The sequence below is a fragment of the Streptococcus sp. FDAARGOS_192 genome (assembly GCF_002073815.2).
Taxonomy (GTDB): domain Bacteria; phylum Bacillota; class Bacilli; order Lactobacillales; family Streptococcaceae; genus Streptococcus; species Streptococcus salivarius_H.
Genome location: NZ_CP020431.2, coordinates 726,995 through 750,524, shown reverse-complemented (window position 1 = coordinate 750,524; position 23,530 = coordinate 726,995). Strand labels below are relative to the sequence as shown.

22 protein-coding genes and 3 pseudogenes are annotated in these 23,530 nt (G+C 41.6%); 19 read left to right on the top strand and 6 right to left on the bottom strand.

All coding sequences use genetic code 11. From position 1 onward, the window contains the following. Positions 1-111: 111 nt before the first annotated feature. Positions 112-2,775 (bottom strand): FtsX-like permease family protein, encoded by a 2,664-nt coding sequence (locus A6J31_RS04600; RefSeq protein ID WP_080610549.1) that lies wholly within the window; start codon positions 2,773-2,775, stop codon positions 112-114. A 12-nt stretch (positions 2,776-2,787) separates the two neighbouring features. Beyond that, complete coding sequence (locus A6J31_RS04595; RefSeq protein ID WP_038676094.1) at positions 2,788-3,489, bottom strand: ABC transporter ATP-binding protein; 702 nt, start codon at positions 3,487-3,489, stop codon at positions 2,788-2,790. A 229-nt stretch (positions 3,490-3,718) separates the two neighbouring features. On the opposite strand from A6J31_RS04595, the gene A6J31_RS04590 reads away from it, so the two are divergent. From A6J31_RS04590 to A6J31_RS04540, 11 genes and pseudogenes are all read left to right on the top strand, one after another. Beyond that, the gene (locus tag A6J31_RS04590) at positions 3,719-4,264 is read left to right on the top strand and encodes a TetR/AcrR family transcriptional regulator (RefSeq protein ID WP_038676092.1); all 546 of its coding nucleotides are present in this window, start codon (positions 3,719-3,721) and stop codon (positions 4,262-4,264) included. A 105-nt stretch (positions 4,265-4,369) separates the two neighbouring features. Continuing rightward, a complete protein-coding gene (locus tag A6J31_RS04585; protein WP_048790489.1) occupies positions 4,370-5,164 on the top strand; it encodes a PhzF family phenazine biosynthesis protein in 795 nt (264 codons plus the stop codon). Positions 5,165-5,482: 318 nt separating this feature from the next. Next, positions 5,483-6,085: a membrane protein gene (locus A6J31_RS04580; protein ID WP_002884905.1), complete on the top strand. Its 603-nt coding sequence runs from the start codon at positions 5,483-5,485 to the stop codon at positions 6,083-6,085. Beyond that, positions 6,085-6,876, top strand: a complete 792-nt coding sequence (locus A6J31_RS04575) for an energy-coupling factor transporter transmembrane component T (protein WP_192573932.1) — start codon at positions 6,085-6,087, stop codon at positions 6,874-6,876. Before A6J31_RS04580 ends, A6J31_RS04575 begins: the two co-directional genes overlap by 1 nt. After that, entirely contained in the window at positions 6,852-7,688 is an 837-nt protein-coding gene (locus A6J31_RS04570) for an ABC transporter ATP-binding protein (protein WP_022496220.1), read from the top strand. Before A6J31_RS04575 ends, A6J31_RS04570 begins: the two co-directional genes overlap by 25 nt. Then, positions 7,675-8,475, top strand: a complete 801-nt coding sequence (locus A6J31_RS04565; protein ID WP_080610547.1) for an energy-coupling factor ABC transporter ATP-binding protein — start codon at positions 7,675-7,677, stop codon at positions 8,473-8,475. Before A6J31_RS04570 ends, A6J31_RS04565 begins: the two co-directional genes overlap by 14 nt. A 167-nt stretch (positions 8,476-8,642) precedes the next feature. Continuing rightward, a pseudogene (gene pnuC / locus A6J31_RS04560) lies at positions 8,643-9,005 on the top strand (nicotinamide riboside transporter PnuC); the annotation flags it as partial. A 139-nt stretch (positions 9,006-9,144) separates the two neighbouring features. Continuing rightward, positions 9,145-9,576 (top strand): Rrf2 family transcriptional regulator, encoded by a 432-nt coding sequence (locus A6J31_RS04555; RefSeq protein WP_080610545.1) that lies wholly within the window; start codon positions 9,145-9,147, stop codon positions 9,574-9,576. Positions 9,577-9,652: 76 nt separating this feature from the next. Continuing rightward, positions 9,653-10,657, top strand: a complete 1,005-nt coding sequence (locus A6J31_RS04550; RefSeq protein WP_080610544.1) for an NADP-dependent oxidoreductase — start codon at positions 9,653-9,655, stop codon at positions 10,655-10,657. Positions 10,658-10,670: 13 nt separating this feature from the next. Continuing rightward, a complete protein-coding gene (locus A6J31_RS04545) occupies positions 10,671-11,507 on the top strand; it encodes an alpha/beta fold hydrolase (RefSeq protein WP_080610543.1) in 837 nt (278 codons plus the stop codon). A 1-nt stretch (position 11,508) separates the two neighbouring features. Then, positions 11,509-12,381: an SDR family NAD(P)-dependent oxidoreductase gene (locus tag A6J31_RS04540; RefSeq protein ID WP_080610542.1), complete on the top strand. Its 873-nt coding sequence runs from the start codon at positions 11,509-11,511 to the stop codon at positions 12,379-12,381. A 62-nt stretch (positions 12,382-12,443) separates the two neighbouring features. Here A6J31_RS04540 and A6J31_RS04535 read toward each other — a convergent pair whose 3' ends face one another. From A6J31_RS04535 to A6J31_RS04525, 3 genes are read right to left on the bottom strand one after another with little or no spacing between them, the layout of a single operon-like run. After that, the gene (locus A6J31_RS04535; RefSeq protein WP_073689360.1) at positions 12,444-12,776 is read right to left on the bottom strand and encodes a glucuronide permease; all 333 of its coding nucleotides are present in this window, start codon (positions 12,774-12,776) and stop codon (positions 12,444-12,446) included. A 35-nt stretch (positions 12,777-12,811) separates the two neighbouring features. Beyond that, entirely contained in the window at positions 12,812-13,282 is a 471-nt protein-coding gene (locus A6J31_RS04530) for an HXXEE domain-containing protein (RefSeq protein WP_080610541.1), read from the bottom strand. 15 nt (positions 13,283-13,297) lie between these two features. Continuing rightward, a complete protein-coding gene (locus tag A6J31_RS04525) occupies positions 13,298-13,837 on the bottom strand; it encodes a TetR/AcrR family transcriptional regulator (protein WP_225791578.1) in 540 nt (179 codons plus the stop codon). Between the two features lie 133 nt (positions 13,838-13,970). Between A6J31_RS04525 and A6J31_RS04520 the strand changes: the two genes are divergently transcribed. From A6J31_RS04520 to A6J31_RS04505, 4 genes and pseudogenes are all read left to right on the top strand, one after another. Continuing rightward, on the top strand, positions 13,971-14,873 hold the full coding sequence (locus A6J31_RS04520) for a cation diffusion facilitator family transporter (RefSeq protein ID WP_080610539.1): 903 nt from the start codon (positions 13,971-13,973) through the stop codon (positions 14,871-14,873). A gap of 112 nt (positions 14,874-14,985) precedes the next feature. Continuing rightward, a complete protein-coding gene (hemH, locus tag A6J31_RS04515) occupies positions 14,986-16,080 on the top strand; it encodes a ferrochelatase (protein ID WP_080610538.1) in 1,095 nt (364 codons plus the stop codon). A gap of 96 nt (positions 16,081-16,176) precedes the next feature. Beyond that, positions 16,177-17,214: a zinc-binding dehydrogenase gene (locus tag A6J31_RS04510; protein ID WP_080610537.1), complete on the top strand. Its 1,038-nt coding sequence runs from the start codon at positions 16,177-16,179 to the stop codon at positions 17,212-17,214. Between the two features lie 154 nt (positions 17,215-17,368). Continuing rightward, positions 17,369-18,295: pseudogene (locus A6J31_RS04505) on the top strand (IS30 family transposase). 159 nt (positions 18,296-18,454) lie between these two features. On the opposite strand, the gene tnpA reads toward A6J31_RS04505, so the two are convergent. Next, positions 18,455-18,919, bottom strand: a complete 465-nt coding sequence (gene tnpA / locus A6J31_RS04500) for an IS200/IS605 family transposase (RefSeq protein WP_080610535.1) — start codon at positions 18,917-18,919, stop codon at positions 18,455-18,457. Positions 18,920-19,196: 277 nt separating this feature from the next. Here tnpA and A6J31_RS04495 point away from each other — a divergent pair, with 277 nt between their 5' ends. The 4 genes and pseudogenes from A6J31_RS04495 to A6J31_RS04480 all read left to right on the top strand — a co-directional run. Then, a complete protein-coding gene (locus tag A6J31_RS04495) occupies positions 19,197-19,592 on the top strand; it encodes a CopY/TcrY family copper transport repressor (protein WP_004182480.1) in 396 nt (131 codons plus the stop codon). 18 nt (positions 19,593-19,610) lie between these two features. Next, complete coding sequence (locus tag A6J31_RS04490; RefSeq protein WP_003093093.1) at positions 19,611-19,982, top strand: cupredoxin domain-containing protein; 372 nt, start codon at positions 19,611-19,613, stop codon at positions 19,980-19,982. 11 nt (positions 19,983-19,993) lie between these two features. Then, positions 19,994-22,216 carry a heavy metal translocating P-type ATPase gene (locus tag A6J31_RS04485; protein ID WP_080610534.1) on the top strand — a complete coding sequence of 741 codons (2,223 nt, stop codon included), beginning with the start codon at positions 19,994-19,996 and terminating at the stop codon, positions 22,214-22,216. 354 nt (positions 22,217-22,570) lie between these two features. Continuing rightward, positions 22,571-23,484, top strand: a pseudogene (locus tag A6J31_RS04480) (thiamine pyrophosphate-binding protein); the annotation flags it as partial. Positions 23,485-23,530: the final 46 nt, after the last annotated feature.

Here is a 23,530-nt window from a genome sequence, read left to right as displayed (position 1 = left end):
ATAAAGTAAATCATTTAAAAAATAAAAAAGACAAACGCCCAAAATGACGTTTGTCTAGAATAAGGAAGTTATCCTTGTACTTTAGCTCTACTTATTAGCTTAGATCGTATGTTACTCAACAGATTTTAGGGCTTCGAGCATATTGACTCTCTTAAGGTGTTGGTTCACAAAGATACCGAGACCTGTCAGAATGATAATGACAACAAGTGTTGGAATGGCATAGATGAGCCAGCTCAGACCTGGATTGAACATAATATTTTCAGGAGGGATAACCTCTACCATGTATTGATGCAATCCCCAACCAAGTCCGAATCCAACCAAGATACCAATGATAGAGAGATAAATGGTTTCTCGATAGATGTAGAGTGTCACTTCTCTATTAAAGAAGCCTAGAACCTTAATGGTTGATAACTCACGGATACGTTCTGCCACATTGATATTTGTCAAATTAAAGAGAACAACTAAAGCAAGAAGAACAGAAATCCCAATCAATACTGCCATAACACGGCTAAGGGAGTTGACGATGGTCTTGATTTGTGCCTTTAGAGTAGTATTTTGAACAACCCCTTTGACACCATCAAGCTCCATAAATTGACTGGCTGTTTGCTCAACGTTTTTGTCTGAGTGATTCTTCAGTGTCAGAATAGTAGCATTTTGGCTCGCCTCTTTACCAAAAGCATTTCTGTAAGTAGTTTCATTCATAAAGATGAAGTGACCCATATACATTTCAGAAATACCAGCAACTTTGAGTTTGATATCCTTGTCTTGACTATTTTGAACGGTTAACTCATCCCCTACAGAAACGCCAGCTAAGTCTGCCAATTTCTCAGAAATAATAATCCCTTTGTCGGTCAAATCGAGTTTTTGACCAGTTTCACGATTATTGAGCTTGATGTAATGTTGTAGAGTTTCTTGATCCTTGTCTTTGACCACAAGGGTTGTGATATCTTGACGATCGTTATTATTTCCTGCCACTTTTGAAAGCATTTCGTAATGAATAGAAAGATGGTCCTTGACCTTGCTATCGTTAATTAATTTTTGGATGTTTTCCTTTTCCTGCCCATCCAGATGATCCTTGTTTGCGACAATCATATCATAGCGAATGATGTTAGGGAATTGGCGTGTGTTAAGGTCTCCAATAGAAGAACGAATACCGAGTCCAGCAAAGAGAAGTGTGATGGAACCGCAGACACCAAAAATAGTCATGAACATCCGTTGCTTGTATCGGAAAATATTACGGGCAGTGACTTTTTGTGTAAAGTTCATCCGGTTCCAAAGTGGGGTGATGCGCTCCAAAAGAATCTTAGAACCAGATGTTGGAGGTTTTGGAAGAAGAAGTTGGGCTGGCTTTTCTCCTAATTCGCGCTTGGCTACCATGAAAGCGGGAAGAACTGTGGACAAAAGACCAAGCACAATAGCTAGAAGAGTCTTAAATGGATAAAAGTGTAACTCAATTGGTGCGAGGAGGATTCGCTCTTTATAACTATTGTATATGATAGTTGGAAGGAGAATATGTCCAGCAGCAACCCCAATAGCAGTACCAATCATGCTCGTCACGAATCCATAAATAATAAATTTACGGATGATGTCCTTGTTTTGGTAACCGAGAGCTTTGAATGTCCCTGCCTTAATCCGTTCTTCTTCGACGAAGCGTCCCATTGTAACAAAGGTAACCAAGGCAGCAATAAAGTAGAGGATAACAGGGAAGATATTACTGAGGTTCTGAAAAACAGAAGCGTTGGTCTCATATGAAACGTACCCTTCTGACCAAGGAGCTTCACGACGTGTGTAGACATCGTAGCTTGGTTCAGCAATGCTATCGATTTTTTCTTGAGCTTCCTTTATCTGCTCCTTCTTTTTATCGATTTCATCTTGTGCTTGTGTCAATTGTTCTTGGACAAGAGGATTCTTATCTTGACCGCTGGCTTTCGCTTGTTCTAGTTTCTTGTTAAGTTCAGTCTCTGCCGTTTGAAGTTGACTTGTTTGTTGGTCAATCTTAGCCTGTGGATCAGCTTTTAATTCTTTCAAACGGTTAGCAGGTTGATTTTTTACTAATTTTTCGAGATCATTTTCGTGTTTGGAAACCTTGTCAGTGTAATCCTGGGTATAGGGGTTAGCACTATGGACGTCTTTGTAAGCTAAGCGTGCAATCATGTAGACGTCGGAATCAAAACTAGATTCAGGAACTACCGCATAACCTTTGAGTTCCCCACTACCAGCTGTCGATGAACCGAGGTCAACACTTGATAAGATTTCAGATGACTGAACAAAGCCAGTGATGGTAAAGGTGTGTTCTTTTAAGACATCCTTACCATTGTCACCCTCTTTTTCAGAAAACGAGATCTTGTCACCTATCTTATATTTGTCTTGATAGACTGAAGAAAGAGCAATTTCACCTTGCTTACTTGGAAGTTTTCCTTTTACAACCTCATAAGTTGAGATATCTTTTGGTTTTGAAAATAGTCGAAAGGCATCAGTGGAGTCTTTCAGAACGACATCTTTAAAGTAACCGTACTCAATGTTTGCCTCTGAAGAGACTTGATTTAGGAGGTCTTGATCCGACTGGTTAAGTCCATAGCTACCAGTAACTGTGAGGTCAGCAGTTTGGTGTTTAGTGAAATAGCTTGTTCCCGTGTGTTGCATATCAGGTGTCGTCACCTTTAGACCCACAAGAGCGAAAGAACCCAAGGCCATGAGTGAAGCAATAGAAACCACCCGTCCTTTAGAACTAGAGAAAGACTTTCTGACATCTTTCCAATAAGTTTTACGATTCATGAGACATCCTTTCTAGTACTCGAGGCTATCAATATCTTGTGGAGTTGCATTGAGTTCAATACTTTGAACACGCGCATCATGCATACGAATCACACGATCTGCAATCGGTGCAAGCGCCCCATTGTGAGTAACAATGATAACGGTAGCTCCTTCATTGCGAGCCTTATCTTGGAGAATCTTCAAGACCTGTTTTCCAGTATTGTAATCCAGGGCTCCTGTAGGTTCGTCACAGAGGAGAATTTTAGGATTTTTTGCGACGGCGCGAGCAATAGCTACTCGTTGTTGTTCACCACCAGACAATTGTGCAGGGAAGTTGTTGATGCGTTTCCCAAGACCAACATCAATCAAAGTTTGTTCCGCATCTTTAGCATCCGCAACAATTTCAGAAGCCAACTCTACATTTTCTTTGGCCGTTAAGTTTGAGACCAAGTTATAGAATTGAAAGACGAATCCGACATCGTTTCTGCGATAAGCTGTTAATTGTTTCGCATTATAATTGGAGATGTCTTTCCCATCGATAATGACTTTTCCTTCATCGTTGGTATCCATACCACCAAGAATATTGAGAACAGTTGATTTTCCTGCGCCTGAAGAACCGAGTATAATCACTAACTCCCCTTTTTCAATCTCGAATGTGATATCATTGTTTGCGATGATTTCCACATCACCTGTTTTATAACGTTTGTAACTATGTTTCATTTCAATATAAGCCATGTGTATTTGTCTCCTTTAAAAATTATCAGCTGCTAAAACGACAACCTGTTGAATAATTACGAAGGTTATTTTATGATTTTTTTTATACGATTGCTACAACAAAAAACAACAATGTGTTGAAATAAGGATACGAAAATGGTATTAATAAATGAAAATCCTTGATGATGGTTGACAATTACAAAAATCAAGATATACTTTAATCAACAATATGTAGAAACAAGGGGTTTGTATGCAGCAGAGACAAACGACAACTAAGTCAGATATTAAAGAAGCCTTCATTCAGCTTTTAGCGACAAGAAACTTAGAGGATATTACGATTAGTCAGTTAACCAAAAAAGCGGGTGTTAACCGCTCGACATTTTATCTGCACTACCTAGATAAACAGGATTTTTTAGAGCAATTAAAAGAAGAAACCATAACGACGGTTCGTATGATTTTAAGGAAAGAAACCTTTTATCCCAAAGAAGCCTTAGAAGCCATCTTGTCTCATTTTCAAGAGAACAGTGCTTTTTTTGTTGAAATTGCAAAAAATCCAAGCTTTCGTTTTGCAGATAACATTCGTTCTTTTATTTTGGGTATGATTGAGTCAACGCCACGTTCTCGACCAGTCATTGTGGCAGCTTATCAAATGCCAGAGCGCTATGCTATTACCATGTATGTTTCTGGTTTGACAGGCCTTATCGTCGACTGGATTATCAATGGGACTCAAGAAAGCCCCCAACAATTGACCAAAATTATACTGGATTCTCCAGGAATGGAGTGGTTTAAGGGATAAGGTGGAGATGGACAAGAAATAATTTAATTTGACTTTTTACTAAATTTTCTACATTCACTTGTAGTTTTAAAACAAGGTTAACAATTTAAGGAGCTGAACGTTTCAATGAATCAATATACCATCCCACAATTTATCGTCGATGCTTTTACAGATACTGTTTTTAAAGGGAACCCGGCGGCTGTTTGTCTTCTTGATAAATGGTTGTCAGATGATACTTTACAGAATATTGCTAAAGAAAATAATCTTTCTGAGACAGCTTTTACGGTTAAAAATGATGATTACTACGAATTACGTTGGTTTACTCCAGGTGGGGAAATCGATTTGTGCGGCCATGCAACCTTGGCAACGGCTTTTGTTCTTTTTAGATTTTTTGAAAAGAATGCTGAAAGTCTAACTTTTGCTACACAGAGTGGGGAACTTTTAGTTACCCAAAAAGATGAGTACTATGAGATGAATTTTCCAGCATACTCCATGCACCAAGTTGCAGTCACAAGTGAGATGGAAGAAGCAATCGGGGTCCGTCCACTTGAAGCATGGCTTGGAAGAGATCTAGTTTGTATCTTGCCACATGAAAATGATGTCATCAATGCAAGTCCAGATTTTGATAAAGTAAAAGCTTTAGATGGGCTCCTCCTGAATATCACTGTAAAAGGAAGCGAGTATGATACTGTGACTCGAAGTTTTGCCCCAAAATTATCAGTCAAGGAAGATCCAGTCTGTGGCTCAGGACACTGTCATGTCATTCCTTTGTGGGCTAATAAGTTGGCACAAGCAGAATTTAGGGCTTACCAAGCCTCTGAAAGGAGTGGCATCCTCCTTTGTCGTATAGAGGGTGATAGGATTTACCTTGCAGGAAAGGCTGCCCTATATAGTCGTGGAGAAATTTATGTCATGGACTAAATTTCTGTCGATTACGAAAACGTAGAAGTATTAGTGACAGTAATGAAAACAAAATCCCAGTCGAAAGATGTCTAGCTCAGCTAGGCATTTTAAATTTCACAACATTTTTTAAAGAATTTTCAGAAAAGACTTGACAATTTTGAAAATAAGGGTATGATAAGATTATGAACTTTTAAAAATAGTAATTTTACTATATTAACTCATGTCGACTACGGATGGTATGGTAAAGTGACTATATGGTTCTAATAACTATTCTATAGAGCGTTGCGTCCGAAAGTCATTCCTGACACGGCTCTTTAAAAACAAAAGGAGAAGATTATGAAAACAGAACCGATTCATCGTACCAGTATGTGGAAATTTAAGTTAAGTGCTGCCACCATGACTTTGATTCCCGCTGCCGTGGGGATTAACTATGTTGCCAAAGCCTTGGCGGAGGGGTTAAAGTTGCCCGTTTGGCTGGGGTCTTTGGGAACCTTTCTTGCCAGCATGTTGGCTGGGCCGGTTGCCGGTGCCATCAGTGGTTTCATCAACAACGTGATCTATGGGCTGACCTTATCGCCAATTTCAACCGTGTATGCGATTACCAGCATCGGAATTGGGATTGCTGTCGGAGTTTTGCACGCCAATGGGTGGTTCTCGTCAGCGCGACGAGTATTTGTTTCTGCTATTATTATTGCCTTCGTTTCAGCTGTCATTTCAACGCCACTCAACGTCATCTTTTGGGGTGGTCAGACCGGTATCGCTTGGGGTGACTCATTGTTTGCGGTAATGGTCGCCAATCATGCACCAGTGTGGCTGGCCTCATTTACCGATGAGTTTGTCTTGGATATTTTGGATAAAGTCTGCGTGGCCTACCTCGCATTCTTCATCTATCGTCAGCTGCCGAAGCGGATGGTGCACTTCTTTAGCGGTGATAAATGATGACTGATCAAACATTGATTTCTGGAGCGCCACGGGTCAAGCTCAAGTGGTACCAGGTGATCGATCCGATTACTAAGCTCTTGTTCATCTTGGACATGACGTTGTTGAGCTTTACCAGTATGAATTTATTGCTTCAGGCCGGATTAATTCTTGTCGCAACACTGCTATTGTTATTTTCCAAATTGAGTTCTACCATCTTTAAGGCGCTGGGATTCAGCCTGTTTCTGATTTGCACCATGCTGATCATCCAAGGGTTATTTTACAGTCGGAATCAAACTGTGCTGTTTTCTGTGCTTGGGGTGTCGTTCTACAAAGAAGGCCTGATTTACGCCACCACTCTGGGTTGTCGAGTATTGGTGATTATTTTGACCAGTGGCTTTTTTATGGTGACCACGAGTATTTCAGAAAACGCGGCCTATTTGGAAATGTCCGGATTGTCTTATAAAACCGTCTACGTTCTGATGTCGGTGTGTTATATTTTACCGGAAATGATGCGAAATATGCGGAAAATCCAGCAGGCTCAAAAAGTTCGCGGAACCAATCCGCAAAAAACGTTGATTCAGAAATTAAGGTCAGTCCTTCCGGTTCTAATTCCATTGGTGATTAAGACCTTGGATCAATCGATGACGCGGTCGATTTCTCTCCAACTGAGAGGTTTTGATAATCTCAACCGGACTGTCAGAACCTCCCAGCGCGTGTATCGCCTGTCGCGGACGTTGCACATTGGTCTGACTGGATTGGCAATTTTATTGATTGGGTGGAAGATATGGACGAAGATAAACGGATTGTAATTGAAAATTTGACTACCCGTTATCCGGGTACTGAGCAACCACAACTGCGTCAGATTAACGCGGAGGTTCATACCGGCCAGGTGGTTGGGATTATCGGGAATAGCCACTCCGGCAAATCGACTTTGTGCCATGTGCTAGCAGGGGTCATTCCCAAAATTATGTCTGCTGAGATTGAGGGCGACTGGCACATGTTTGGCCAGCGAGTGTCCGACAATTGGCCCGTTTATAATGCCATGAATGGAGTTGTACTGCAAAATCCAGCTGGCCAACTAAGCGGGTTGGCAGACACGGTTGCCGATGAAATCGCCTTTGACTTGATTAATCAGGGAATGGCTGAAGGACTGATTCAAAAACGGGTTGAAGAAGTTGCCACGCAAATGGGGCTGATTGAACAGCTGAATTTGCGTCCCGAGAGCCTTTCCGGTGGTCAGAGCCAGCGGTTGGCAATTGCCACGGCGATTGCGGCTAACCCGGCTGTTTTGATTATGGATGATCCGACCAGTCAGATGGATCCCCTTGGCCGCCGACAATTTTTCCAATGGCTGGCCCAAGTCAAAGAGACGACTGTCTTCATTGTCACCAGTGAAATTGACGATTTGTGCGAAGTCGCCGACGTTGTGTGGGTGCTGCACGAGGGTCAAATGGTAGCCCAGGGCAGGCCGGGTGAGGTGTTTAATCATTTGGCAGCTGACTGGCAGATTCCAGCCCCGACAATCCAGCAACTTGCTCAAAAGATGGATTGGCACTTGGCTGATGGCCGGTATCCGGTGAATTACGCTGATCTGAAGGAGGTTCGTTATGTCCACAATTGAACTGAACAACCTGACGTTCACTTATCCGGAACGGTCCTTTAGCTTGGATGTTGAAGACAAACACTTCGCCAATCCGATGGTGGCGATTGTCGGCCAAAATGGTGCCGGCAAATCAACGCTCTTCAAATTGTTGACGGGCTTGCTGACACCACAAACCGGTGTGATTAAGATCGATGGAGAAAATTTTAATGATCTTAAACCAGTCGAAAAGTTACTGAAGGTTGGGATTACTTTTCAGAATCCTGACGATCAGCTTTTCAACCCGACCGTTCAACGAGAGGTGGAGTGGAGTGTCGCGCAGGTCATGGATGACCACGACACGATTACGAGGCGGGCTTTAGCGGCTCTAAAAAGAGTTGGCTTGGATGATAAAACAGCTGAAAGTCCATATGACCTGTCATTGTCGGAACGCAAGCTGTTGAGCGTTGCCACAGTTTTGGCAGTGGATCCGGCGATTTATTTATTTGATGAGCCGATGATGTCGCTTGATTGGGAAAGCCGGCGCAAGTTGACCGCAATTTTCCATGAGTTGGCTGATTCGGGCCACCAAGTTGTGACCATCACCCATGACATGGATTGGGTCGCCGCCGAGTTTGAGTCGGTGTATGTTATGGAACACGGGAAGTTTGGCTTCGCCGGCAGTCCACGGGAATTGTTCAGCGATCACGAACTTGTCCAGCGAGTGGGATTACTACCACCGCGGATTATGGACATAGCGGAGTCGATGGGTGATTCACAGACATATTTATCGGTTGATGATTATTGCCAGAAAAATCGAAATGTATAGAAAAAGTCACCTCTGCGGGTTTTCCAGGTTGAAGGATTAACTTCAGCTTCTGGCAAGAACTCACGGTTCTTTTCTATCATTTGTCAAGTCTATCAAGGCTTTAAGTAAAAAAAAGAGATAAGACAGTATCTATTCTGAGGTTACTGTCTTATTTTTAACACTTTTTGATCTATCAAGCCCAGTTCAAAAAAGAAAAACAAGAATTTGTTGCCCGTAAGTTGGATACCGTGGGATGGACCAAGTACCTCTCAATTAGTGTGCTTTGGTGGTTAACCTTTGGTTTCATTTACCAATCTGTTGGCGCCAATCGTCCGTTCCGTGATTCTATTACTGATGCGACAAACGGTGTTGGTCAGCTCTTGATGACAGCTGTATATCGTGAGCAATGGATTTTCTGGGCAGCCACTAATATTTTCTCTATCTACCTCTGGTGGGGAGAAAGCCTTCAAATTCAAGGGAAATACTTCATTTATCTTATCAACAGTCTAGTTGGTTGGTACCAATGGAGCAAGGCGGCAAAGAAAGCTTAATACTTATGTTTATCAATTAATAAGAGGATCCAGTAGGGTCCTTTTTGTGTGTTTTTACAGTGAAGCAAAAGTCTGCTTTTCTTTTTATTTGTGCTATACTTGTTCTTGTGTTGGATACAAGTTATCTAAAGGAGTTTATATGGATACAAAATTTTCAGTTGCTCTACATATCCTAACCATGATTAGCGAGAGTAAGGAAACGCTAAGTTCACAAGCTCTGGCTGAGAGCGTTGGGACCAACGCTAGTTATATTCGTAAGGTGATTGCCTTATTGAAAAATGCTGGCTTAATTACTTCCCAGCAAGGAAAAACGGGCTACCAACTTAGTAAATTGCCAAAGGACATCACCTTACTTAACATTTATTTTGCCACACAAGAAGTCAGCCACATCAGCTTATTTCCTGTTCACCAAAATAGCAATCCTGATTGTCCCGTTGGAAAACATATCCAAGGAGCAGTTTCGCCACTATTTGCTAGTGCTGAAGCTCAACTTGAGAAGGAACTAGCCCAGCAAACCTTAGAAAATGTCATTGATAATCTATATCAACAAGCCAAACAAAAACGAAACTGATTTGCATGCAGATCAGTTTTAAAAAGACTATACTTGTATCTATATCAGATACAACTAAAATAGAAAAGAGAAGACAATGAAAGCCGCACAACATACATCATACAACAAAAAGAATATCACACTGAACATCACAGAAATCGCTACACCAAGTATCACAGACAAAGAAGTTTTGGTCAAAGTCACCGCAGCTGGTGTTAATCCTCTGGATAACATGGTTTCCCGAGGAGAAGTCAAGATGATCGTCCCTTACAAACTCCCACAAACTGCGGGAAATGAAGTCGTTGGTATCGTTGAAGAGACCGGTAAACAAGTCAAAAATCTCAAAGTCGGAGACCGTGTATTTGGACGTCTCCCACTCGAGCAAATCGGTGCTTTTGCCGAGTATGTAGCCGTAGACAGTGCAGCCTTAGCTAAAGTTCCAGACTACTTGACAGACGAGGAAGCGGCTGCTGTCCCTTTGACTGCCTTGACCATTATGCAAGCCCTAGAACTCATGGGCGCTCAAGCTGGAAAAACCATCTTTATCTCTGGTGGTACAGGCGGTGTCGGCGGTATGGCCATTCCGATTGCTAAAGCTAAAGGTTTGAAGGTCATTACCAATGGGGCTGGAGATAGCGCTGAGCGTGTATTGAAGCTAGGAGCAGACCGCTTTATCGATTACAAAACAGAGGATTATACAAAAACTGTTAGCCAGGTTGATTATGTCCTTGATACTCTTGGGGGCGCTGAGACTGAAAAACAAATGTCTATCATGAAAAAAGGTGGTCAGCTTGTGTCACTTCGTGCTATGCCAAATAGTGCCTTTGCCAAACGCATGAATTTGCCAAAATGGAAACAGATGATTCTTGGAATAGCCGGTCGCAAATTTGATAAGATGGCTGACAAATACGGCGTTCACTACCATTTTATCTTTGTAGAAAGCAATGGCGCTCAATTACAAGAGGTAGCTGACCTCTTTAGCAAATTGGAAATCAAGCCATCTATCGATACAGTCTATCCATTTGAAGAAGTGAATAGCGCCTTAGACAAGGTCGCTAATGGGCGCTCACGTGGAAAAACAGTCCTCAGCTTTAAGAAATAAAAAGGAAAAGACAATGTCATATCTTACAACTAAAAATCAATACATCACTGTCGACGGGAACAAAATCGCCTATCGCGAACTCAGCAAAGGCAAATCAAAACTACCTCTTCTGATGCTGGTCCATTTGGCAGCAACCCTCGACAACTGGGATCCAAAACTCTTGGACTTGATTGCTGAAAAACACTATGTGATTGTGGTCGACCTTCCTGGTGTCGGAGCCAGTCAAGGCAAAGTGGCGCCAACCATTCCTGGAATGGCTGAGCAGACAATTGACTTTGTAAAAGCCCTTGGTTACGATAAGATCAATCTCCTTGGCCTTTCTATGGGGGGTATGATTGCCCAAGAAATCATCCGAATCAAGCCTGATTTGGTCAACCGTCTCATCTTGGCGGGAACAGGACCTCGAGGTGGAAAAGAGGTCGATAAGGTCACAGGGAAAACCTTTAACTATATGTTTAAAGCTGGACTCGAGCGCATCGATCCTAAACGCTATATCTTCTATAACCATGATGAACAAGGAAAAATCGAAGCCTTGAAAGTTCTCGGACGAATGGGAATGCGAACCAAGGAATTTGCGGACAAAGACATGAGTGTGCCTGGTTTCTTGACGCAACTCAAAGCTATTAAACGTTGGGGGAAAGATTCTCAAGACGATCTAACATTTATCACTCAACCAACCTTAATCGTCAACGGCGACAAGGATATGCAGGTTCCAACGGAAAATTCTTATGACATGCATGAGAAAATAAAAGATAGTAAGCTGATCATTTATCCAAATGCTGGTCATGGTTCGATCTTCCAATATGCAGAGGAATTTTCAAAAGAACTCATTGTTTTCTTGGAGGACTAATATGGTCAAAACCATTCTAATAACAGGTGCTACGGATGGCATTGGAAAGCACTTGGCAAAGAAACTGACTAGTGAAGGTCATCAGGTTATTCTTCATGGACGAAATCCTCAAAAGCTGGAATTGGCTACTCAAGAGGTTCGGGCCGTTTCCTTGAGAGGCAGAGTTTCAAGCTACTTAGCAGATTTTTCAAAATTAGATGATGTCTATCGATTTGTAGAGGAAATCAAGCGAGACTTTCAAAGGATCGATGTCTTGTTTAACAATGCAGGACTGTATGCAGGGAAGGAGCGAAAAGCGAGTTCTGAAAACGTCGGACTAACCTTTATGCTGTCTGTTTTGGTTCCCTCTATTTTGACAACCGAGCTAAGCCCCTTATTAGAAAAAGCGACTGACGGCCGTGTCATTAATACTTCTTCCTATATGCATCATTTTGCCAATGTCAAGGATTTGGACTTTGGATTTGAGAACAACTATCATCCAGGATTAGCCTATAATAATTCCAAACTCTATACCATTTGGATGACACGCTATCTAGCAAGAGATTTCTTTTTAAAAGGTTCAAATATCACTATTAATGCCTACCATCCCGGCTTGATTTCAACCAACTTAGGGAATAATTCTAGTGATGAAAAGACGAAAAAGTCTCTCTTTGGACGCCTGATGAAATCTCTCTCAAAAGATCTAGATCAGGGAATCGAAACAGGTTATTATCTCACCTTATCAGAAGAAGTCAGGGGCTTGACTGGCTACTACTTTGATGAAAAGAAAGTCAAGTCTGTATCTGAAAAAGGCTACACAATTGAAAAAGCACGGAAATTAATGGATTACTGCCAAGAAAAGGTCAAAATGTTTAAAGAAAAGCAGGATTTTTAATTCCTTATTGATTTCGTAAATACAAAAAACTCAAGTTTTATCAATGAAAACTTGAGTTTTTCTTATATGAGGGCTAACAAAATGGTAAGAATCAGGGCGATGCCAATCCGAATGACATGGTGGGCTGGATTGAAGTTTTCTTTGTGCTTGCCATTCCAATAGGCTCCGTAGCAAATCAACCCACAACCAATCAGCCAAATGAATAAAGCAACAATCGGCAAAAGGAAGTAGAGGATGAGAGAGAAGGTCGCAAGGACACTTCCGATGAGGAGAAATGTATTTCCTAGAGTGTGATTCCCTTTTTTAACTTCAGTAAGAGAAGCCAATAAGTGAAGAAGAGCAAAAGCAAGGGATAAGAAGACTGTGATGATGCTAAAGATTAGATAAAGTGACATAGATGTTTCCTTTCTAAGATATGATTGTCTGAGTGCTATTTTTTATGACTGATTTTATTAAGAATCATAAATGATACTAGAAGATTTAAAACGATAACCAGTAAAGTCAAAAAAGAGTAACCATAGAGTTTGACTGAAATTTCAATTTTTAGAAATGCGATGGAGAACAAGCTCGTAAAAATGCCCGTTAACAAGCCAGGAACATATTTTCGAAGGACAATTGTCTGAATCAGATGTCCGAAAATATGGTAGATATAAGCAATTACAATGGTTGCGTAAATAGTATAGTTGCTAAACTGGTAGCTAAGAAAAAGTGATAGAAGCAGGATCAGAAACTGCTCCAAGACAATGGCATTGAAAGTAAAAGGAGTGTAATAAGATAGGATTCGATTGTTTGGATAATGGATTGATATTTTTTTGACAAAGGATGGCATCCAAACGATTTCTTCGAGTTCGTGAAGCATGAAGAGTGATGGAAATAGAAAGTAAAATTGCACGCTGGTCATTGAAAATACTCCCTTCTAGTTCGAGCCCACTTTCAGTATCTCCAAATAAAATTGGATCACTTCTTGTTCGGTGTAGGACTTGCCTTTTTTCAACCACCAGCTGAGGGTTTCGATGAAATGGCTGACGACTAGATGTTTGAGATAGGAGTGAGGGAGAGTTGGATGGGCCTTGATGAGTTCGGCGGCTACCATTGGGTAGACGTCATGCTCCAGTTCTTTTCGCAGTTGCCGGATGAAATAATCGTTTTTAGAGAGCAACAGGCTGGTCACATGGTCTTGATTTTTTTTGAAATGCTGAAAGATATGGGCTAGGTAGTCTTGTGGAGAGAGGTGTTCAGCACGCTCAAAGAGGTGGTGAAAGAGTTTTTGGCAGAGTTCATCCAGTAGTAACTCCTTACTCTCGTAATGGCTGTAAAAGGTTGAGCGCCCCACATCAGCAAGGTCAATGATTTCCTGAACGGTGATGGCCTCGTAGTCTTTTTGATTGAGTAATTGTAAAAAAGCATTATAGATGGCTTTTCGAGTCTTAGTAATACGACGATCCTGAGCGGTCATATGGACACTTTGAACAAACTGTTCAGTAACGTACACCCTAAACGGTTTGCTCCTATCCTTTCTGTTGATAGTAGTGGATAATAGATAATGAACAAGATGTTCATGAATCTATTATATCAGAGGATTTAGGATTATGAAGACAAAACATGCGGTCTGGCTGGCTTTTTTCTTGAATTTAGGCTATGCCATTGTTGAGTTTATTGCAGGAGGGATTTTTGGATCCAGCGCAGTCCTGGCTGATTCCGTCCATGATTTGGGAGATGCGATTGCTATTGGGATTTCTGCCTTTTTGGAGAGCATTTCAAATCGTGAAGAAGATAGCCACTATACCTTGGGCTACAAGCGCTTTAGCCTTTTGGGGGCCATGGTAACGGCAGTGATTCTCATGACAGGGTCCGTTTTAGTTATTTTGGAAAATATAACGAAACTCTTTCATCCACAACCTGTCAACGATGAGGGCATTCTCTGGCTTGGAATCATTGCAGTCAGCATTAATGTATTGGCAAGTCTTGTCATTCGCAAAGGGCAAACCAAGAATGAATCTATTCTTAGCCTGCATTTTCTGGAAGATACTCTGGGTTGGGTGGCTGTCATCCTAATGGCTATTGTCCTCCGATTTACCGACTGGTATATTCTGGATCCGCTCTTATCTCTTGCTATTTCCTTCTTTATTCTGTCAAAAGCCATTCCACGTTTTTGGAGTACGCTCAGGATTTTCCTAGATGCCGTGCCAGAAGGAGTAGATATCCAGCAGGTTAAGAGTGATTTGGAGCAGTTGGACTATGTGGCTAGTATCAATCAGCTTAATCTTTGGACCATGGATGGCCTGGAAAAAAACGCCATCGTCCATGTTTGTATAGAGCATGTCAACCACATGGAGAATTGTAAAGAAGCGATTCGTACCTTGCTCAAAGATTGTGGTTTTCAAAACGTTACCATTGAGGTTGATGAAGACCTAGCCACCCACCGAGCCCATAAACGTAATATTGAGGAGTTGGAAGTGGGTCAAAATCAAGGAAATGGTCATCATCATTAAGAAACGTTATTTAAACTCTTAGAGTTTGTCTCTAGGAGTTTTTTTGATACTAAGTTAACTAAAGTAAGCCTTTTCATGATAAAATAGAACTAACGTGGAACAAGGAGTAATTATGAGTAAAAGAGCTGTATTGATGATGACTTTTGGGTCCCCAGAAGAGATTACCTATGAAGGAGTAGCAGAATTTTTCACAAATATACGACGTGGAGTTCGTCCCGAACCACATGAAATTCAGACCTTATATGACCATTACCTACGAATCGGTGGAACGCCGCTCCAAAGGATAACAAAAAAAGAAGTTGACTTGGTTGCTTCCGCTCTTGGAGAACAAGTGTCGGTTTACTTTGCAAATAAATTTTCCCGACCTTTCATCATTGATGCGATTAAAGAGATGGAGAATGACGGAATTGAAGAGTGTTTGTGTTTGATTCTAGAGCCCCATTATTCATACTATTCAGTCATGGGCTATGAAAAATTTTTAGAAAGTGATCAAATTAAGTTCCAAATTATCAAGGACTGGTACCGCGAACCTTCTCTACTTCACTATTGGGCTGATGAAATCCGAAAGATTTTAGATCAGATTGGAGACGATAGCTATAAGGTGATTTTTTCAGCCCACAGTGTCCCAGTTTTGGCACTAGATTTTGGTGACCCCTATATCGACCAGATTTATGACAATAGCCGATTGATTGCGGAGAATTTAGGACTTAGGGAAGAGCAGTACACCAATACTTGGCAGAGTGAGAGTGATATAGGTATTCCTTGGATTAAGCCTGATGTTTTAGAATATCTGCGAGATGAGAGTGACCACCCTGACCACTATATTTTTGTTCCTATTGCTTTTATTAGTGAGCATATTGAGGTTCTTTTTGATAATGATGTGGAATGTAAGGAGCTTTGCCAAGAGCTAGGTGTAGCCTATCACAGACCTCCTATGCCAAATAGCGATACTCGTTTAATCAAGGCCCTTCTTTCAACAATTCAGTCTCATATAGATGGTGACTATAGTTACTATCAACCTCAGCTGGAGACCTTTGATGAGCTGGAAGCTCCTTCTAGCACAGGTCAGATTTTAGATGAGGAAAAGGATATTCAAATGCCCGATTTCGTCAAGAAATTGATTGCTAAAAAAGGTCGCGAAAATGTCAAAATGCCTTATCTGGTCAAGAAAATGCTAGAAAAAAAGTATGGGAAAAAATATGATTAGTTGCTATTGTTTGAAAGTAATTTGGAGGGCTTGATTTGAGCCAGAGCTTAATTAAAAGTGTATACTAACAGTAACTAAAGAAAAAGAGGTAAACATATGAAATCAGCAATTTATACAAAAGCTGGTCAGGTTGGTCTAGCAGAAATTGACCGCCCACAAATTGAGGCTCAGGATGATGCCATTATTCGCATTGTCCGTACCTGCGTTTGTGGTTCCGACCTTTGGAGTTACCGTAATCCAGAAATCGAAGAGGGACACAGAAATAGTGGTCATGAGGCTATTGGAATCGTCGAAGAAGTTGGAGAGGACGTTACTACTGTCAAAGCTGGTGACTTTGTTATTGCCCCTTTCACACACGGTTGTGGACAGTGTGATGCTTGTCGAGCTGGTTTTGATGGTTCTTGTGACAATCACCCAGGTAACAACTGGTCTGGTGGCGTACAGGCTGAGTATATCCGTTTCCACTTTGCTAATTGGGCTCTTGTCAAAATTCCTGGTCAACCTTCAGATTATAGCGAAGGCATGCTTAAGTCACTTTTGACTCTTGCTGATGTCATGCCGACGGGTTATCATGCGGCGCGTGTAGCTAATGTGCAAAAAGGTGACAAGGTAGTCGTTATCGGGGATGGGGCTGTTGGCCAATGTGCTGTCATTGCAGCTAAGATGCGTGGAGCATCGCAAATTGTCCTTATGAGTCGCCACGAAGACCGTCAAAAGATGGCCTTGGAGTCAGGTGCGACAGCTGTTGTCGCTGAGCGTGGTGAAGAAGGCATTGCCAAGGTCCGTGAAATCCTTGGAGGAGGAGCGGATGCTGCTCTTGAATGTGTGGGTACTGAAGCAGCAGTTGATCAAGCTCTTGGTGTTCTTCACAATGGAGGCCGTATGGGATTTGTCGGCGTTCCTCATTACAATAACCGTGCCCTTGGTTCAACCTTTGCCCAAAATATCTCAGTAGCGGGTGGAGCAGCCTCAGTTACTACTTATGATAAACAAGTTTTATTAAAAGCAGTTCTTGACGGTGATATCAATCCGGGTCGTGTCTTTACCTCAAGCTATAAACTGGAAGATATCAACCAAGCTTATAAGGCTATGGATGAACGTAAGACTATTAAGGCTATGATTGTGATAGAGTAACGAAAAGTCTAGTAGAATTGTTTCTACTAGACTTTTAACTTGGTGTACATAAAATTTTTTAAAATCCCCAATTTGTAAAATTAAGCTAGACAGAAAAAGCCATCTATGTTAGGCTCAGATAAACACCACATTTGTCTGAAAGTAACTAACATAAATGACCTATACTCATCTTACCACAAACGAGCTCGTAATGATAGAGGCTTACTATCAAGAAAACACAAAAGTTTCAGATATTGTGACCTCACTTGGCAGATCAAAACAGACAATCTACAATGTCATCAACTATCTGAAAGAGGGGCACTCTGCATATGATTACTATAACCGTTATAAAGTCAATAAGAAACGTTTTGGTCGGAATAAAACAAGACTTACGCAATCAGAAAAAGATTTTATCCAAACTCATTTAGAACAAAATTGGAGCCTTGATGTCATTAAAGGAACTTATTCAGATATGGTTACTTGTTCTATAAGAATTCTCTATTGACTAGCAGACCGTGGTATTTTAAAGAAAGAGGATTTCCCTTGGAAAGGCAAAAGAAAACCAAATAGTCATAGCGAAAAACGAGGAAAACAAGTGTTTCGTAGCGATTTGCGTGAGAGAGCAGACAGTTATCCCGATTTTAAGACGGAAATCGGTCATCAAGAAGGAGATACAATTGTGGGAGAAAAGAAAAAAGTGCAGTCATTACCTTAGTAGAACGCTGCTCAAAAGCCATCATCACACTGAAAACCAATGGACGAAAAGCAACTGATATTGAGGCTTCCATTAATCAATGGTTGTCTCAAGTCCCCCAGCCATCCCTTTAAGTCGATCACTTTTGATTGCGGAAAAGAATTTTATAATTGGAAATCTATTTCGAATGCACATGACATTGATATTTTCTTTGCGGATCCAGGATGTCCTGAGCAACGAGGTCTTATTGAACATTCTAATGGCTTATTAAGACGAAATAGACTACCTAAACAAATGGATTTTACGAATATTTCTCAAAATTATTTATCAGCTACAGCTGATAAAAGAAATAGAATTCCTAGGAAGTCTTTGAATTATCAAACACCATACCAAGTTTTTCTGAGTTAAAGGAGTGAAAAAGCCCAATCATAACCACCCGTCTAACGGGTGGTTTGATCAAGGGCTATAAGCCCATACTACCAGCCAGCGCCTAAAGACGCTGGCTTTCACTTTGTTCAAGCCTTATTGCTTTTGACTCGTCACAAGCCTCTCAAAGAGGCATTCGCATTACTTACCGTTATCCCTAAAGGGATTTTCATATTCTTTAACGCTTAATTTGTCCAAAGCGATATCATGCTTCTCTTGTTCCTGGATATATTTCTTAATTGTGGCTTCATTAAGTCCTACCGTACTTACATAATATCCTTCTGCCCAAAAATGTCTGTTCCCAAATTTATATTTTAAATTGGCGTGTTTATCAAACATCATTAAGGCACTTTTACCTTTTAAATATCCCATAAAACTAGCTACACTCATTCGTGGTGGTATACTTACTAGCATGTGAACATGATCTGGCATTAAGTGGCCTTCTATTATTTCAACGCCTTTATATTGGCATAGTCTATGAAAAATCTCTCTAAGACTACTCCTATATTGATTATAGATTATTTTTCGTCTATACTTAGGTGTAAATACAATGTGGTACTTACACATCCATTTTGTATGTGATAAACTGTGAGCTTTTTGCGCCATAGTCTTAACTCCTTTCGTTTTACAATTGGCTTGAACACCTATATTGTAACTCGTTTGGAGTGTTTTTGTTATGACGGTATAACCTTCGATGCGCACCCGCATAGCGGGTGGTTTATTTGTTTCGCACCTTCGGAGCGAAACGGACTTAAAGTCACATAATCAGACAAATCTTCAAAGGAAGATTTGTTTTTTTTAAAACTTTTGGTTGACAAATGTAAATCTTAGGAGTAGAATAACATCGTAAGGTTTACAAATGTAGATTTAGAAAGGAGAGGTCATGCAAATTTCCAATGCGGAATGGCGCATCATGAAGATTATCTGGATGGAAGGCAAGCAGACCAGCACGGATTTGATCGCCGTCTTGTCCGAGCGCTTTGACTGGTCGAAGTCAACCATCAAGACTCTCTTGACCCGCTTGGTGGAAAAGGGGTGCTTGACTAGAGAAAAATCAGGCAAAGCCTTTGTTTACTCCGCTCTGTTGACGCAGGATCAGAGTTTAGACTTGGTGGTTGAGGAGGTGAAAGACAAGGTTTGCTCCAAAAGGATTGTCCAGGTGCTTGAAAACTTGATTCAGGCGAGTGACTTTACGCTTGCAGATCTTAATCAGCTGCAGCAGGTCCTGGAAGAAAAGAAAGCAGAGGCTGTCGAAACAGTCCCTTGCAATTGTATGTAATAGAAAGAAGGAAATTCCATGTTTGGATTGTTAATTAGTATTGTTTGTTTACTTGTGGTTGCTTTTATTGCTTGGTGGTTCTTTGCAGAGCATGAAAAGGTAAGCGGCCACGCTCGTCAGAAATCAGGTTATCAAGAAATTGAAGTCGAAGTTATGGGGGGCTATTCGCCTGAAACCATTGTCCTGAAAAAGAATGTTCCAGCCCGGATCATCTTTAATCGCAAGGATCCATCTTCATGTCTGGCTCAAGTGATTTTTCCAGATTTTGGCGTTCATGAAGATTTGCCTTTAGGTGAAAAACATGTCATTGAAATTACGCCAGAAAAAGCGGGCGAATATGGGTATTCATGTGGAATGAACATGATGCATGGTCAAATGATTGTGGAATAAAGGAGTTAGGTATGGTAGAAAAACAAAAAGCAGTTGTGGAAAACGGAGTGCAAAAGATCCGTATTACAGCAGAAAAGGGCTATAGTCCCAAAGAATTTCAACTTCAAAAAGGGATCCCTGCTGAAATCACCTTCCATCGGGTCAATCCTTCCGGCTGTTACAAGGAAATTTTGTTTGAAGATCAGGGGATTTTAGAGCCTTTGGAAGTCGGTGTGGATAAGGTGATATCCTTTACCCCGACAGAAACAGGGGACTTTGAGTTTTCATGTGGAATGAAGATGCAAAAGGGTTCCTACACGGTTGTGGAAAAACGCCGTCGTGTCTTAAGTTTACGGGGTCGCTTTTGGATTACTAGTATCTTTACCCTTCCTTTATTGATCTTGATGATCGGGATGTGGGCAGGATTTGTATCCCATCCAGTCAGTCGCTGGGGGACTTTTCTAGCGACAACGCCAATCATGTTGGTAGCAGGAGTACCTTTTATCAAGAGTGCCTGGGCCTCATTTAAGAAGCACCATTCCAATATGGATACCTTGGTAGCTCTTGGAACCCTGGTAGCCTATGTCTATAGTGTATTTGCCCTTTTTACTGGTCAGCCAGTATACTTTGAGGCTGCGGGTTTTATCATCTTCTTTATCCTCTTAGGGCAAATCTTTGAAGAACGGATGCGTAACAATGCCTCCGAGGCTGTGGAAAAGTTGTTGGATTTGCAGGCAAAAACGGCTCAAGTTCTCCGTGATGGGAACTATGTCGAGGTGGCGGCAGAAGATATCCAAATTAATGACTTGATTCGGGTCCGTCCTGGGGAAAAGATTGCGGTTGATGGGACGATTGTAGAAGGGAGTACGACCATTGATGAGTCGATGGTGACAGGTGAAAGCTTACCTGTGGAAAAATCAGTTGGTGATGCAGTGATCGGCTCCACTATCAACAGCAATGGGACCATTCTCTTTAAGGCTGAAAAAGTCGGTAGTGAGACCCTCTTATCTCAAATTGTGGACTTTGTCAAAATGGCCCAATCCAGTCGTGCTCCTATTCAAGATTTGACGGATAAGATTTCAGGTATCTTTGTTCCAGTGGTGACGATTTTGGCCATTGCGACTTTCTGGGTTTGGTCCGTGCTTCTGGGCGCATCGCTTCAAGAGGCCATGCTCTATGCAGTATCTGTCCTCATTATTGCCTGTCCTTGTGCCCTTGGTTTAGCAACCCCAACAGCCCTGATGGTCGGAACCGGCCGTAGTGCCAAGATGGGGGTTCTGATTAAAAATGGAACAGTTCTTCAAGAAGTGCAAAAGATTCAAACCGTTGTGTTTGATAAGACAGGGACCATTACCATTGGCCAACCACTTGTAACCGATGTTGTAGGAGATGAAGCGCGTGTCTTGACACTGGCTGCTAGTCTTGAAACTTTTTCAGAACATCCACTAGCCCAAGCGGTGTTATCCCAAGCAGAAGAAAAAGGTTTGGTGTTATCCCCTGTGGAAAACTTCCAAGCGATTGAAGGAAAAGGGGTCCAAGGTCAAATCGACCAGCAGTTGGTGACCTTGGGAAATGGTAAACTTCATGACGGGACAGCGATGGATCCGGAGCTTGAAAAACGGATGGTAGAGTTGCAAGAGCAGGCCAAAACAGTGATCAATTTGGCTGTGGATGGGCAAGTGATTGGCTTGATTGCCATTCAAGATGCTCCGAAGGCCAGCTCAAAAGAAGCGATCAAAAAGCTCAAAGAACGGGGCTTGAAAACGGTCATGTTAACGGGGGATAATGAACGGGTGGCCCAAGCTATTGCTAAGCAAGTGGGAATTGACACCGTCATTGCTGATGTCCTTCCTCAAGAAAAAGCTAGCGCCATCCAAAAACTGCAAGAAGCTAGCAAGGTCGCGTTTGTTGGAGATGGGATCAATGATGCTCCAGCTCTCTCGATCGCGGATGTGGGGATCGCTATGGGATCTGGAACGGATATTGCGATCGAGTCCGGTGGCATCGTGCTCACGCAAAATGATTTGCTTGGCGTTGTGCGCGCCTTTGACATGAGTCAAAAGACCTTCCGCAGGATCTTACTCAATCTCTTCTGGGCCTCTATCTACAATATCCTTGGGCTTCCAATTGCTGCTGGAGTCTTTGTAGGACTGGGATTGACCCTCAATCCAGAACTAGCAGGTCTTGCCATGGCCCTTAGTTCTTTGTCTGTTTTGACTAGCTCTCTGCTTCTCAATGTTGCGAAAATTGATTAGACTCAACAAAAAAAGTGGTACAGAATTCATTTAATATTCTGTACCACTTTTTTCTCTTCTCTTCTCTTACAGCCACAAGAGAAAACAGAAGCATATATTTTATAATAAAATATCCTATTCTACTATAGTTTGTGAATTTTTCTCAAAATCAGCATCTGTTATGTAATAGGGATTGAGCATCTCTGAGCAGATTCTTATACATGTGACTCTCTTTGTGATAAATTAGTACTTTAATCGTTTTCATGAGAATAGTCAGAATAAATTTATTTTCAAGACGAGCTTTTATCGCAAAGGTGAAGTAGAAGCGCTGTGCTTCATTTTTCAGGATCAAATTAGAAATAAAGGAGAGTTAGAATGACTCAAGAGAAAATTACTGCATCTGCAGCAATGTTGAACGTATTGAAAACATGGGGCGTAGATACCATCTACGGAATCCCATCAGGAACACTTAGCTCATTGATGGACGCTTTGGCTGAAGACAAAGATATCCGTTTCTTGCAAGTTAAGTTCGCCACGAAAAAACTGGTGCCCTTGCAGCAGTTATGCAAGCTAAATTTGGTGGCTCTATCGGGGTTGCAGTTGGTTCAGGTGGACCTGGTGCGACTCACTTGATCAATGGTGTTTATGATTCAGCAATGGACAACACTCCATTCCTTGCGATTCTTGGATCACGTCCAAATAACGAGCTTAACATGGATGATTTCCAAGAGCTCAACCAAAACCCAATGTACAACGGTATCGCTGTTTACAACAAACGTGTCGATTACACAGAACAATTGCCAAAAGTGATTGACGAAGCTTGCCGTGCTGCTGTTTCTAAAAAAGGTCCAGCTGTCGTTGAAATTCCAGTAAACTTCGGTTTCCAAGAAATCGACGAAAACTCATACTACGGATCAGGTTCTTACGAACGTCGCTTCATCGCTCCTGCTTTGAACAAAGTGGAAATCAACAAAGCTGTTGAAATATTGAATAATGCGGAACGCCCAGTGATTTATGCTGGTTTCGGTGGAGTTGGTGCTGGTGATATCATCACTGAATTGTCACGCATGATTAAAGCGCCAATCATCAAAACTGGTAAAAACTTTGAAGCTTTCGAATGGAACTACGAAGGGTTGACAGGTTCTGCATACCGTGTTGGTTGGAAACCAGCCAACGAAGTGGTCTTTGAAGCAGACACAGTTCTCTTCCTTGGTTCAAACTTCCCATTTGCAGACCTTTACGATCAGTTGGATGTGATTCCATTTGAAGAGATAGAACGCTTCCTAAAGGAAAATATGTAAGATAAATGAGTTCGTAACCAGCTTTGCTAGTTAA

Coding starts and splice junctions, on each gene's coding strand:
- A6J31_RS04585 (WP_048790489.1), top strand. CDS start 4,370: ATGAATCAATATACCATCCCACAATTTATCGTCGATGCTTTTACAGAT.
- A6J31_RS04575 (WP_192573932.1), top strand. CDS start 6,085: ATGACTGATCAAACATTGATTTCTGGAGCGCCACGGGTCAAGCTCAAG.
- A6J31_RS04550 (WP_080610544.1), top strand. CDS start 9,653: ATGAAAGCCGCACAACATACATCATACAACAAAAAGAATATCACACTG.
- A6J31_RS04580 (WP_002884905.1), top strand. CDS start 5,483: ATGAAAACAGAACCGATTCATCGTACCAGTATGTGGAAATTTAAGTTA.
- A6J31_RS04510 (WP_080610537.1), top strand. CDS start 16,177: ATGAAATCAGCAATTTATACAAAAGCTGGTCAGGTTGGTCTAGCAGAA.
- A6J31_RS04570 (WP_022496220.1), top strand. CDS start 6,852: ATGGACGAAGATAAACGGATTGTAATTGAAAATTTGACTACCCGTTAT.
- A6J31_RS04495 (WP_004182480.1), top strand. CDS start 19,197: ATGCAAATTTCCAATGCGGAATGGCGCATCATGAAGATTATCTGGATG.
- hemH (WP_080610538.1), top strand. CDS start 14,986: ATGAGTAAAAGAGCTGTATTGATGATGACTTTTGGGTCCCCAGAAGAG.
- A6J31_RS04540 (WP_080610542.1), top strand. CDS start 11,509: ATGGTCAAAACCATTCTAATAACAGGTGCTACGGATGGCATTGGAAAG.
- A6J31_RS04485 (WP_080610534.1), top strand. CDS start 19,994: ATGGTAGAAAAACAAAAAGCAGTTGTGGAAAACGGAGTGCAAAAGATC.
- A6J31_RS04535 (WP_073689360.1), bottom strand. CDS start 12,776: ATGTCACTTTATCTAATCTTTAGCATCATCACAGTCTTCTTATCCCTT.
- A6J31_RS04520 (WP_080610539.1), top strand. CDS start 13,971: ATGAAGACAAAACATGCGGTCTGGCTGGCTTTTTTCTTGAATTTAGGC.
- tnpA (WP_080610535.1), bottom strand. CDS start 18,919: ATGGCGCAAAAAGCTCACAGTTTATCACATACAAAATGGATGTGTAAG.
- A6J31_RS04525 (WP_225791578.1), bottom strand. CDS start 13,837: ATGACCGCTCAGGATCGTCGTATTACTAAGACTCGAAAAGCCATCTAT.
- A6J31_RS04600 (WP_080610549.1), bottom strand. CDS start 2,775: ATGAATCGTAAAACTTATTGGAAAGATGTCAGAAAGTCTTTCTCTAGT.
- A6J31_RS04555 (WP_080610545.1), top strand. CDS start 9,145: ATGGATACAAAATTTTCAGTTGCTCTACATATCCTAACCATGATTAGC.
- A6J31_RS04565 (WP_080610547.1), top strand. CDS start 7,675: ATGTCCACAATTGAACTGAACAACCTGACGTTCACTTATCCGGAACGG.
- A6J31_RS04490 (WP_003093093.1), top strand. CDS start 19,611: ATGTTTGGATTGTTAATTAGTATTGTTTGTTTACTTGTGGTTGCTTTT.
- A6J31_RS04590 (WP_038676092.1), top strand. CDS start 3,719: ATGCAGCAGAGACAAACGACAACTAAGTCAGATATTAAAGAAGCCTTC.
- A6J31_RS04595 (WP_038676094.1), bottom strand. CDS start 3,489: ATGGCTTATATTGAAATGAAACATAGTTACAAACGTTATAAAACAGGT.
- A6J31_RS04545 (WP_080610543.1), top strand. CDS start 10,671: ATGTCATATCTTACAACTAAAAATCAATACATCACTGTCGACGGGAAC.
- A6J31_RS04530 (WP_080610541.1), bottom strand. CDS start 13,282: ATGACCAGCGTGCAATTTTACTTTCTATTTCCATCACTCTTCATGCTT.